Annotated in this window: 9 protein-coding genes; 4 read left to right on the forward strand and 5 right to left on the reverse strand. The window is 69.4% G+C overall.

The features are described from left to right. Positions 1-114 precede the first annotated feature (114 nt). From ABT147_RS21395 to ABT147_RS21405, 3 genes are all read left to right on the forward strand, one after another. A complete protein-coding gene (locus tag ABT147_RS21395; RefSeq protein ID WP_351408398.1) occupies positions 115-717 on the forward strand; it encodes a SigE family RNA polymerase sigma factor in 603 nt (200 codons plus the stop codon). Then, positions 714-1586, forward strand: coding sequence for a hypothetical protein (locus ABT147_RS21400; RefSeq protein ID WP_351408400.1), 873 nt, complete (start codon positions 714-716; stop codon positions 1584-1586). The genes ABT147_RS21395 and ABT147_RS21400 overlap by 4 nt, the downstream gene beginning before the upstream one ends. Positions 1587-1769: 183 nt before the next feature. Then, on the forward strand, positions 1770-3452 hold the full coding sequence (locus ABT147_RS21405) for a rhamnogalacturonan lyase B N-terminal domain-containing protein (protein ID WP_351408402.1): 1683 nt from the start codon (positions 1770-1772) through the stop codon (positions 3450-3452). Positions 3453-3669: 217 nt separating this feature from the next. Here ABT147_RS21405 and ABT147_RS21410 read toward each other — a convergent pair whose 3' ends face one another. Further along, entirely contained in the window at positions 3670-4824 is a 1155-nt protein-coding gene (locus ABT147_RS21410) for a right-handed parallel beta-helix repeat-containing protein (RefSeq protein ID WP_351408404.1), read from the reverse strand. A gap of 248 nt (positions 4825-5072) precedes the next feature. On the opposite strand from ABT147_RS21410, the gene ABT147_RS21415 reads away from it, so the two are divergent. Continuing rightward, positions 5073-7292, forward strand: a complete 2220-nt coding sequence (locus tag ABT147_RS21415; RefSeq protein WP_351408406.1) for a glycoside hydrolase family 43 protein — start codon at positions 5073-5075, stop codon at positions 7290-7292. Here ABT147_RS21415 and ABT147_RS21420 read toward each other — a convergent pair. The 4 genes from ABT147_RS21420 to ABT147_RS21435 all read right to left on the reverse strand — a co-directional run bounded on the left by ABT147_RS21420 (position 7270) and on the right by ABT147_RS21435 (position 12403). Beyond that, positions 7270-8889: an esterase/lipase family protein gene (locus ABT147_RS21420; protein WP_351408408.1), complete on the reverse strand. Its 1620-nt coding sequence runs from the start codon at positions 8887-8889 to the stop codon at positions 7270-7272. The genes ABT147_RS21415 and ABT147_RS21420 overlap by 23 nt on opposite strands. Before the next feature lie 120 nt (positions 8890-9009). Beyond that, positions 9010-10128, reverse strand: a complete 1119-nt coding sequence (locus tag ABT147_RS21425) for a right-handed parallel beta-helix repeat-containing protein (RefSeq protein WP_351408410.1) — start codon at positions 10126-10128, stop codon at positions 9010-9012. Between the two features lie 54 nt (positions 10129-10182). After that, a complete protein-coding gene (locus ABT147_RS21430; protein WP_351408412.1) occupies positions 10183-11376 on the reverse strand; it encodes a dienelactone hydrolase family protein in 1194 nt (397 codons plus the stop codon). Then, the gene (locus ABT147_RS21435; protein WP_351408414.1) at positions 11363-12403 is read right to left on the reverse strand and encodes a pectinesterase family protein; all 1041 of its coding nucleotides are present in this window, start codon (positions 12401-12403) and stop codon (positions 11363-11365) included. The genes ABT147_RS21430 and ABT147_RS21435 overlap by 14 nt, the downstream gene beginning before the upstream one ends. Between the last annotated feature and the right edge of the window lies 1 nt (position 12404).

Genomic DNA, 12404 nt, shown 5'->3' on the forward strand with positions numbered 1-12404 from the left:
TGCTACTCTTCCGGATCTCGTCGGGGGTCGACCCCTGACGATCACGTGTCATTCACATGACACGCACAGGCAGCCGGCTCGGCTGCCGAGGCCGCAGCGAGAAGAGAGGTCCCCGTGGGCACTGTCGTCGACGACGCAGCCTCCGTGGAGTTCCACGCCTTCTTCGAACGTCACTACGCCGAACTGTCCCGCCTGGCCCACCTGTTGACCGGTGAGGCCGACGCCGCCGACGACCTGGCCGCGGACGCGTTGCTCGCGATGTGGCACCGCTGGGACCGGGTCCGCGCGGCGGACCATCCGGTGGCGTACGCCCGCGGTGTGGTCGCCAATCTTGCCCGCACCCGGATCCGCAGCGCGGTCCGTGAGCGCCGCAGGATCACGCTGTTCTGGTCGCAGCGCGAGGAGAAGACCGAGAATCCGGATGTGCCCGGGGTGGTCGACGTCCAGTCGGCGCTGCGCAGACTGCCGTTCCGCAAGCGGGCGTGTGTGGTTCTGCGGCATGCTTTCGACCTCTCGGAGAAGGACACGGCGCTCGCCCTCGGGGTCTCGGTCGGTACGGTGAAGAGCCAGACGTCCAAGGGGATGGCCGAGTTGCAGAAGCTGCTCGGCACCGAGGACGCGCCACGGCGTATGCACGCCGGTGTCACGAGCGGGGGCGTGCGGGGCGCGAGTGTGACCGGTGCGGGTGCGCCGGGCGGCGGAGGAAGGGACCGATGAGGGACGTGCACGAGGAGCTGCGCGCCCGGCTGCGCGAGTCGGCCGAGGCGCACGAGCCCGACCGCGCCCGCATCCTGGCCCGGATCGAGCGCGGTATGGCCACCCCCGAGAAGCGCCGGAGCCGTGAGGCGACCCGGCCGCCGCTGTGGGGCTGGGTGCGGGTGGTCACCGCCACCGCCGGGGTCGCGGGTGTGCTCGCGGTCGGCGGTTACGCGGTCGCCTCCGCGGTGAAGGGCGAGGAGGCACCGCCGGCGGACCGGGGGACCGTCGTGGTCTCCCCGACCCCGGTCGAGTCCCCGGCCGCGACGAGCCGGGCGCCGGTCCACCCCGACCACCCGAACCCGAGCACCGGCGGCGAGCAGCGGAAGAAGCCCAGCTCGACCCCGTCGAAGAGCCCGTCCACCAAGGACACGACCGCGCCCGAGCTGCCCGCCTCGGGGAACGAGGAGGACGGCCCGCTCTGGTCGGACGGCTCGGTCGACCCGCACAGCAACGACTTCTGGGCGCAGAGCAATCTGACCCTGAGGACGAGCGAGCAGCTCACCGAGCTGACCGTGCAGCTGCGGATCGCCCAGACCGGCGGGGTCACCTCGGCCGGTGCCTGGCGCTCGCTGCCGGAGCAGGACTTCGACCTCACGGTCGAGGCGGACGACGGCTTCCTGGTCTACACCTGGGTGCTCAAGGACGGCCGTACGGTCCCGAAGGGCGAGTTCGTGTTCGCCGGGCAGTACAACCACGAGCGCGGCGGCCGGGACGCGGGCGACGACCGCTACGCGATGACCGCGAAGGCGGGCGGCGAGGACCTCGCGGTGGCGGGCGACTTCGAGGGCCACGACGACAACGACTCGACGGACGACGGCGATTCGTAAAGAAAACCCGTAGCGGCGGCAACCCTTTCCCCGCCGGTGGCGACCAAGAGACGCAAGAGTCACCACCAGCGAGGAATCGGGTCATGACCGTACCTGTGGGCGTGGACGGAACCACCTGCGCGTTCCCGTCATCTGCTCTCACGTGCAAGTGACCCGAGAACCGACAAAACCGGAGTACCACCCTTGAGCACCCACAAGAGACGCCTCACACGCCGGCGCGTGCTCGGGGCCGGCGCGCTCGGTGTCGCCGCCACCGGCGCCGCCGTCGCGGGCGGCACCGGCCTTCTCTCCACGGCGTCCGCCGCCGGCTTCGGCCACTCCGACGACGGCGGGAACTTCGTCGTCGACACCGGGGCGAACCTCGTCTTCAAGGTCTCCAAGACCACCGGCGACCTCACCTCGCTCCGCTACCGGGGCAAGGAGTACGAGGGCTACGGCGGCAAGCACTCGCACGTCGAGTCCGGTCTCGGCGCCTCGACGGTCACGATCAAGCAGTCCGGGTCGACGATCCTGGTCAAGGCCGTGCACGGCGCGATCACCCAGTGGTACGCGGCCCGCAGCGGCCAGAACACCGTCTACCTGTGGACGAACAAGGCGGACGCCTCCTTCACGGCGACCCGCTTCCTCGTCCGCCTCAAGCCGGGGATGTTCCCGAACGAGGGCCCGGACTCCTGGATCGAGGCCTCCGACAAGGTCATCGAGGCCGGTGACGTCTGGCGGCGCGCGGACGGCACGACCCACTCCAAGCACTACTCGGGCAAGCGGGTCGCCGACTACGACCACATCGGCTTCACCACCGGTTCGGTCGGCCTCTGGATGGTCCGCTCCAACCATGAGAAGGCCTCCGGCGGCCCCTTCTACCGCTCGCTGCTCCGCCACTCCAACGACCTCGGCGCCGGGCTCTACGAGATCCTGCACTACAACCAGGCCCAGACCGAGCCGGAACGTTTCGGCCTACAGGGCCCGTACATGCTGGCCTTCACGGACGGCGGGGCGCCCCCGGCGTCGCTCTCCCACGCGAAGCTCGACACCTCCTGGGTGGACGGGCTCGGCATCACCGGCTGGGTGGGGGCGTCGGGCCGCGGCAGGGTGGCCGGGGTGGGCCTCAAGGGCATGGACCCGAAGTACGCCTACACGGTCGGCTTCGCCAACAAGGACGCCCAGTACTGGACGAAGGCCGCCGCCGGTACCGGTGCCTTCTCCTGCAAGGGCATGCTGCCGGGTACGTACACGCTGACCGTCTTCAAGGGCGAGCTGGCCGTGCACACCCGGGAGGTGAGGGTGACGGCGGGCGGCTCGACCGCGCTGAACTCCCTCACCCTCACCGGCGATCCGTCCGCCGCGAGGACCCTCTGGCGGCTCGGCGACTGGGACGGCACGCCCGGCACGTTCAAGAACGCCGAGCTGATGACGTACGCGCACCCCTCCGACGGCCGCGCGGCGAAGTGGACGGGCAATGTCACGCTGGACAGCGGCGACCCGGCGGCGTCCTTCCCGGCGTACATGTGGCAGGACGTCAACGACGGCATCCAGATCTTCTTCAAGCTGACTGCCGCCCAGGCCGCCGCCGCGCACACCCTGCGGATCGGCGTCACGGACGCGTTCGCGGGCGGGCGTCCCCGGGTATCAATCAACGACTGGGTCTCGCCGATCCCGGCGGCCCCCAAGCAGCCTTCCACCCGCTCGCTCACCACGGGTTCGTACCGGGGGAACAACCACACGTTCACCTACAGCGTCCCTGCAAGTGCGTGGAAGTCGAACACCAGTCAGTACAACGTCCTGAAGCTCAGCATCGTCAGTGGTTCGAGCGGCACGGCCTTCCTCAGCCCGGGCACCTCGTTCGACTGCGTGGACCTGCTGGCCTGAGCCCCCCTCGGCCGGCAGCAGTGCCGACCAGAGCCCCCCTCGGGGTCGGCACGACACAGACCGCCCCCGCCGGTGACGACCGGCGGGGGCGGTTTCTTCCTGGCTGCGACAGCGCTTCTCTTTCCGGCCACCGGGGACCGCGGTTTCTCAGGGGCGCGGGGAACTGCGCGACCAGCCACAGACGGCCGGCAGCTCCCCACAAGCCTTTCGCGGCACGTCAGTTCATCGTCGAACCGATAGCCGTGGAGCCCGTCGTCAAGAACGTCGTCCCCGGCAGCGATCCATCCGCCTTACGCGCGCCGTACGCGCCCCCCGCATCCGTCGACTTGAACCCCGGCGTCACCACACCCCCGTCCCAGTTGTTCGCGGCCGACACCGTCGCGGAGCCCAGCTTGGCCTTGCCCGACCCGTTGCCCATCGCCAGGTTCCGCGCCAACCGGGCCTTGCCCGTGGCGAAGTAGAACCCGTTCGCCTTGTTGGCGTAGGCGGTGTTCCGGTTCAACCGCACCGCCCCGGTGTTGGAGTTCTCGGTGAACCCGTGCAGCGTGTTGTCCCAGGCCGCGTTGTTGTTGACGGAGTGGGCGACCGACACCCCTCCCCCGCCGAGCTTGAACCCGTTGCCGTTGCCCTCGAAGGCGGAGTCGTTCCAGCGGTTCCTGCCGTTGCCGAAGGCCCAGGAGTGCTCGACGGTGACGGGCGAGGAGAACTGCCAGAGGTCGAGCCCGTCATCCGCGTTGTTGTAGAGGCGTGCGCCGGTGATCCTGTTGCCCGTGCCGGAGCCGAACTTCACGGCGATGCCGTCGGCGTTCTGCCCGTGGTTGGCGGCGTCGTAGTTGCCGTGACTGTCGAGGTTCTGCACGAGGTTGTCGGTCGTGCCGTCGCCGCGCAGCGTGAACCCGGAGTCGCCGTTGCCGGCCGTGACCAGGTTCCGGAAGATCCCGCCGACCGAGGACGTGGCGACGAAGCCCTGGGCCGGGGAGTTCTGGAAGGCGATGCCGGAGACCGTCCAGTAGTCGCCGTAGATCCCGGCGAGCCAGGACCCGGCGGCGAGTCCGGAGCCGTCGATCTTGACCTTCTCGCTGCCGTACGCGGTGAGCGTGATCCGGGCCGAGGGGGTGCCGTTCGCCGTGGACTTCAGGGTCCGAGCCGGCTGGTACGTGCCGCCGCGCACCTGGATGGTCGTGCCCGCGACGGCGTTCGCGACGGCCGACTCCAGCTGGGCCGTGCTGGAGACGGTGACCGTGGTGGCGGCGGCCTGGGCGCCGTCGTCCGAGAGGCCCAGACAGACGCCGCCCGCCCCCGAGGCGACGGCCACCGCGGCGGCGATCGACAGGGTGCGGGTTCTGCGATGGCGTCCGCTGCTCTGGCGCACGGGTGTTCCTTTCTCGGGGGACGCGTCTCGGGGAGACGAGGAACGAAGCGGGCCGGAGGGGCCGCCCCGACCCGCTTCTGATCACTGGTCGCCGCCCGGCCGGAAAGGGTTGCCGTGTCCATGCGAAAGCGTTCGAAAGTTTCGCTCGGAGTCTTCACACGCACACCGATTGACGCGCTGAACCCCACTGATGAAACTCCGAGAGCAACTCACCCAACAGAATCCATCAGACTCCCACAGGATGTGTCATGCGCCCCACCGCCCGTACGCTCCTGCTTCCCCTCCTGGCCCTCTTCCTCGGCCTGTTGGCCGCTCCACCGGGGGCGGCCAAGACCGAACCACGGGACTCGTCACAGTCCACGTCGCAGAGAACGAAGTACGCCGGTTATCTCTTCGCCTACTTCACCGGTGAGGGCACGGCGGACGGAGAGCAGATCCGCTACGCCCTCAGCCGTGGCAACGACGCGCTGCACTGGCGGGAGCTGAACGCCGGCAAGCCGGTCCTCACCTCGACCATCGGTGAGAAGGGCCTGCGCGACCCGTTCGTGATCCGCTCCCCCGAGGGCGACAAGTTCTACATGATCGCGACCGATCTGCGCATGTACCGCAACAGCAGCGGCAGTTGGGACCAGGTCCAGCGGCACGGCAGCAAGTCGATCATGGTCTGGGAGTCCACCGACCTGGTCCACTGGACCGACCAGCGCCTGGTGAAGGTCTCGCCCGACAACGCGGGCAACACCTGGGCGCCGGAGGCGTACTGGGACGACAGCCTCGGTGAGTTCGTCGTCTTCTGGGCGTCGAAGCTGTACTCCGACGACGACCCGGACCACACCGACTCGACGTACAACAAGATGCTGTACGCGACGACGAAGGACTTCCGTACCTTCAGCGAGCCGAAGGTCTGGAACGACCCGGGCTACTCGGTCATCGACTCGACCGTCGTCCAGCACGACGGCACGTACTACCGCTACACCAAGGACGAGCGGGACCCCACCTCCTCCAGTCCCTGCGCGAAGTTCATCACGGGTGAGAAGTCGACGTCGCTGACCTCCACGAAGTACGACTTCGTCGCGGACTGCATCGGCAACGGCGCCATGGACCGGGGCGAGGGGCCGACGGTGTTCAAGTCGAACACCGAGGAGAAGTGGTACCTGTTCATCGACGAGTACGGCGGCCGGGGCTACCTCCCCTTCGAGACCACCGACCTCGATTCCGGCAAGTGGACCCCGTCGAAGAACTACCAGCTGCCCGCGAGCCCCCGGCACGGCACGGTCATCCCGGTGACGCGGCAGGAGTACGACCGGCTGCTGGCCGCCTACCCGGTGAGCCCCGCCTCGGTCGTGGACGTGACCGCGAAGGACCAGGAGGGCTACGCGATCGTCACCGAGGACGCGGACAAGGTCGTCCTGCCGATGGAGCCCGACGCCGATCTCCGGCGGCTGGCGCCGAAGGTGTGGCTCGGTGAGGGCGCGAAGGTGAGCCCGAGGTCGGGCACGCGCCGTGACTTCCGCAAGCCGCAGAAGTACACGGTCACGGCGGCCGACGGCACGAAGCGCGTCTGGACGGTCGAGGCGGTGCCGACCCGCAGCCCCGTCCTGCCGGGGCTCTACGCCGACCCCGACGTGAAGTACATGAACGGCCGCTACTGGATCTACCCGACCACGGACGGCTTCCCCGGCTGGAGCGGCACGCGGTTCAAGGCGTTCTCCTCCAAGGACCTCGTCCACTGGAAGGACCACGGTCCGATCCTCGACCTCGGCCCCGACGTGACCTGGGCCGACAAGAACGCCTGGGCCCCGGCCATCGCCGAACGCGACGGCAAGTACTACTTCTACTTCTGCGCCGAGGGGAACATCGGCGTCGCGGTCGCGGACTCCCCCGCCGGCCCGTTCAAGGACGCCCTCGGCGAACCCCTGGTCGCCAAGGGCCAGTACAGCGGCCAGGCGATCGACCCGTCGGTCTTCGTCGACGACGACGGGCGGGCGTACCTCTACTGGGGCAACATGCACGGGTACGTCGTCCCGCTGAACGACGACATGCTGTCGTTCGACGCGACCCAGGTGAAGGACATCACCCCGGACAACTACCGGGAGGGCTCCTTCGTGATCAAGCGCAAGGGCACGTACTACTTCATGTGGTCCGAGGACGACACCGGCAGCGAGAACTACCACGTGGCGTACGCGACCGGACCGTCCCCGCTGGGCCCCTGGACCAAGCGGGGCACGATCCTGTCCAAGCGTCCCGAGTACGGCATCAAGGCGACCGGCCACCACTCGGTGGTGAACGCGCCGGGCACGGACGACTGGTACATGGTCTACCACCGGTTCGCCCTCAACGGCCCCGGCAAGTCCGGCGGGGACGGCACACACCGGGAGACGACCATCGACCGTATGGAGTTCGCGGCCGACGGGACGATCCGGCCGGTGGTGCCGACCCTGGAGTCGATCAGGCCTGTGCGGCGCCCGTAGTCGGTTCCTTGGTCACCGTCAGCAGCAGGTCCGCCCTGAAGCCGGTCCCTCCGACTTCGAAGGCCCAGGTGCCGGGCCCACCCTCGCCGGTGGGCCTCATCGGCCACACCTCCGAGACCTTGTCGTCCTCCGCGGCGGCGCGCCCTTCCTCGGTGCTCACCCCTGGCGCCAGGAAGCGCTCGCCGGTGTGGAGGTACAGCGACCACTTCTCCTCGCCGCCGGGCACCGCCTGGACGTAGTACTGCTTGCGGAAGACGAGGTTGTCGGAGAATCCGATGCCGAGGCTGTCCCGCTCGTACACCTGGACGTCGAGGCGGAGCACCACGCTCCGGTCCCCCGCTCGCTCGGGTTTGGCCGCGGCGTCGACCCAGCCCTCCCAGATCAGCCGGTTCCCGTCCGCCCAGCCGGTGGTGGCGTCACCCGGTACCGCGAGCGGCTTGCTCAACTCCTCGGCGAGATCGGGCAGATCGTCGCTGAAGTCGTCCTTGCGGAAGGGGCCGTAGTAGTTCTCGGCCTCGCTGCTCTGATGGCACAGGTCGAAGTCGAGGAACCGGGGTTTGACGGACACCCCGAAATAGAACTCGCTGCGGCCGAAGAGGTCCCGGCCCCGTGTCACCTCGGCCTTGTCCAGTCGCAGCTGTACGTGGTGGGTGCCGTGGAAGAAGCGCATGGCGATCTCGTACGCCTCGCGCGATGTCACCAGGGAGTCGTTGCCGCCGTGGCATTTGTGGACGAAGGTCCGGGGAGCGCCCGGGATCTGTGCGGAGGACTGTTTGACCAGGCCGTCGCTGCGGTTGTAGGTGAGTGTGCCCTCGTCGAGCAGGCCCGAGATGCGATTGCCCAGGGTGGCGAGCTTGGCGCTGTAGGAACGGTGGTCCGTACCGACCACCGTGAGGATTCTCCTGACGGGGAAGGGGATGGCCCGGATGTCCGTGCGGTCCGGGTCGAAGGCGGCGATCTCGTCCGCGACCGCGTCGGGCAGGCACTTGACCAGCGCGTCGGGCATGTACTGGAAGGCGATTCCCCGGTGCGGTGTGCCCAGGGTGACGATGCGGTGGACGAGGTCCGCGCTGCTGTCCCCCAGCCGGGTCAGGGCGGCCCGGGTGACGAGGCCACCCATGCTGTGCGCGACGATGTCCACACCGGTGAACTCCTCGTCCGGCCGCATGCCGTGCCGGATGATCTCGATGAGCCGGACGAGCCCTTCCCCGAAACGGTCGATCGTCCGGGGGACGAGGTCGTAGTAGCGGTAGATCCACAGGGTTCCCAGGGCGCCCTGGCCCAGTACCTCGCGCGCCATGGGGACGTCCACCACCATCGTGCCCTTGAGCAGATGAGCGGGCCATCCGCTCTGCTCTCCCGGCCTGGGCTCCTGGTCCTCCTCGTAGTAGCCGACCACGTTGGTGGCGTCCCGGTACGGGTGGAGCTTCGACTTGAGGGCGCGCAGGACGAATCCCTCGTAGATGTAGTTCTCGCCGTAGCGCTTTCCGTAGACGGTGCCGTTGTTGAATCCCTGATAGGCGTCACGCCGCTCGTCCGACACACCGGGGCCGCCGAATCCGCGAATCAGGATCAGCGGGCGAGGATTACCGACCACGAGGACCACTCCACTCAGGTGCGCAGGTGCTGTTCGTCGCGCAACACTGTGTGGGGTGAAACCGGCTCCCTGTCGACAGAATCGTTTTGCCCGGCGTGCCGACGAGCACCGCGCCGATCGTCAGTTCATCGTCGAGCCGATCGTCGTACTGCCCGTGGTCAGGAAGGTGGTCGCGGGCAGCGTGCCGCTCGACGAACGGGCGTTGAACGTCGTCGAGGCGTTGGTGGAGCGGAAGGCCGGGGTCGAGACGCCCGAGTCCCAGTTGTTGCCGGACGACACGACCGACGAGCCCTTGTTGACCGAGCCGCCGCTGTTGCTCACCGCCAGGTTCCTGCCGAGGCGGGCCGCGCCGGTGGCGAAGTAGTAGCCCCATTTGGCGTTGGCGTAGGCGGTGGTGCGGTTGATGACGATGGCGCCCTTGTTGCTGTTCTCGGTGAAGCCGTTGCCCGCGTTGTCCCAGGCCGCCGAGTTGTTGATGACATGGGCCACGGTCTCGCCGTCGCCGCCCAGCTTGTAGCCGTTGCCGTCGCCCGCGAACGCGGAGTCGGACCAGCGGTTCTTTCCGTTGCCCATGGCCCAGGTGTGCTCGACGGTGACGGGCGAGGAGTAGGACCAGAAGTCCAGACCGTCGTCCGAGTTGTTGTACAGGCGGGCCCCGGTGATGAGGTTGCCGCCGCCGGAGCCGAACTTCACGGCGATGCCGTCGGCGTTCTCCCCGTGGTTGGCCCGGTCGTAGTGGCCGTAGGAGTCGATGTTCCGGACGGTGTTGTTGGTGGTGCTGTCGCCGGTGAGCGTGAAGCCGGAGTCGCCGCCGTTGATGGTCTTGATGTTGTCCCAGACCGTCGAGGCGCACGACTGGCAGACGACCGCGCTGTCCGGGGAGTTCTGGAACGTGATGCCGGAGACGGTCCAGTAGTCGGCGGTCAGCTTGAAGATCCAGCCGCCGGCGGGGAGGTTCGAGCCGTCGATCTTCACGGTCTCGGAGCCGTAGGGCTGGAGCTGTATCCGGCTGGAGGACGTGCCGTTCGCCGTCGACTGGAGGGTCGCCGTCGGGTAGTACGTGCCGCCGCGTACCTGGATGACGGTGCCGGCGGTGGCGTTCTTGATGGCGTTGGACAGGTCGGTCGTGTTGCTGACGACCACGGTGGCGGCCTGGGCGGGGGTCGCCAGGACGCCGAGGCCGGCGGCGGTCGCGGCGGCGGTGGCGAGAGCGGTGAGCGAGAGCCTCGTACGACGCATGGTGTGCGGGTCCTTTCGTCGTGACACAGAGGGGGACGGACGAAAACGGACGTGCTACAGGACGGCGTCCAGCCATGTGAAGGCGTCGTCCTGCATGGGCGCGGTGAACACATGGCCCAGCTCGGGCCAGGTCCTCAGCCGCAACCGCTCCCCTGCGTGGCGTGAGCGCCAGACGGCGCGCAGCTTCTCGTGCGCGACCCGGATGCCCTCGCTCGTGAAGAGGGCGTCCTGGCCGCCGTCGAGGAACAGCATCGGCTTGGGGGCGCCGATGCTCGCCACGTCGGGGAAGTCGAGGTACCGGGCGAGCCCGGGGTGGAGCATGTAGTAGGAGGACTGGCCGCGCAGGATGTTGTTGCCGGGGACCATGACCTCCTTGAGGCCGGTCATCCAGCAGGCGCTCACGGCGGCCGCGATGTCGTCGCTGAGCGCGGCCGTCTGCCAGGCCCGGAACGCGCCCATCGAGAAGCCGAGGGCCGCGACCCGGCGCCGGTCCACCCGGTCGAGCCCGGCCAGGAACGCCGCCGCGCGCACATCCTCCCTGGCCATGAGCCCGGCGAGCGACGAGCCCAGGTGGTAGAGGTTGCTCGCGAGGGCCTGCTGCTCCTCGTAGGTGACCGGTCCCCGGTCGCCCCAGCCGAGCGCGTCCACGGCGAGGACGACATAACCGCGCCGGGCCAGGTCGTCGCCGACGAAACGCCCGCTGAAGTACCGGTCGGCCCAGGCCCGCGCGGAGGCAAGACGGGTGTCGTCGTACCAGGGCCGGACCAGTTTCTCCTTCCCGATGTCGAACCTGGCGCCGTGGTCGTGCAGGAGGAGCACGGCCGGGAACGGGCCGCTGCCGTGCGGGGTGAGCAGGGCGCCCCGCACCCGGCCGTACCGGGAGAGGGAGAAGGTGACCAGCTCCCGGGTGAAGCCGTCGTCCTCGATGCGCTGCCCGCCGAACTCGGGTTCGTACGGGGTGTCGTCCCGACCGGCGAACAGATGCTCCTCGACCTTCGCCCGGGCCACCCGCCGCCAGGTACGGAAGTCGCGGATCGGCGAGGTGCCCCAGGCCAGCGGGAAGCGGAGCTCGTCCTTGAGGAGGGGGTGGAAGTCGGGGAGGGTGGCGCCCGGGGCGAGGGGTGTCGCGGCGGCAGCCGTCAGGGGTGCCGCCGCCTCGGCGGATCCGGCCGTGGCGCCGCCGAGGAGGGCCGCCGTTCCCGCGCCCACCACGAAGGCCCGCCGCCCCACCGGTTCATGGGCGGCCATAGGGCCTCCAGTTCCCGAGATACGTCCGCCGCGTGTGCGCCCCGGCTTCGGCGGCTGTCAGCTGAGGCCGGTTCTCCGGCACCGGGATCACCGCGCCCGGACCGGAGTTGGCGTACTCGCGGAAGCGCATGGTCTGCCAGGGATAGGTCTCGCGCATGTTGGTGTACGGGGCGACCGCGTCGATCCCGGGGCCGATCCAGGTGTCCCGCACGACCAGCGAGGGCCAGGCGGTCGTCTCGTACGACGGCACCCAGGGCCGGGCGAGCTTGTACGCGGCGTCCTCCGCGCCGGAGGTGATCCGGCCGCGCAGGGCGAGGAAGCCGTAGGGGTTGGCGCGGGCGGTGGCGGGGGCGAAGACCATGCCCTTGGGGGTGAACGACACCTCCCGCCGGAGAGTGCGGAAGTGGCAGGAGTCGAAGACGGCCCGGGCCCGCCCGAACACGAAGTCGACGTCGCCCTCGATGTAGCAGTGCCGGTAGTACTGCCGGTCGAAGGCGTCGAGCGCGGTGGTGTCCGCGAACAGGGTGTCCTGGTGGGCGAGGAACCGGACGTTCTCGAAGTGCGACCGGTCCCCGGTGACATAGGCGGCGACCGCCTGCGTCCCCGTGTAGTCCGGATGGTCCGCGCGCAGCCAGTCGTTGGCGAGGGTCAGATCGCGCACTGTCAGGCCGGGCGCCGCCGAGGTGAAGGTGGCGGAGCCCGCGGTGCCGTAGGTGCCGCCCTCGGGCCTCGGGGTGCCGTTGGCGCGGGCGAACACGACGACGACGGCGCGGGGGTCGCGGGACGCGCCGCGCAGGGTCAACTCCCCCTTGTTCGCTTGGATGTTGACGACTTCGCGGTACGTCCCCGGGTGGACGACGATCGTCCACCCGGGACCGGTGACGGCGTCCACGGCGGCCTGGACGGACCCACCGGGCCGGACGTGCAGGACCCGGCGGGTATGACCGCCGCCGTGAGCGAGGGCGGGGGTCGCGCCGGCCCCCACCAGGCCACCGGCGATCCCGGTGAGCAGCGTGCGTCGGCGCATC

This window comes from Streptomyces sp. NPDC001868, from assembly GCF_040297125.1.
Lineage (GTDB): Bacteria > Actinomycetota > Actinomycetes > Streptomycetales > Streptomycetaceae > Streptomyces.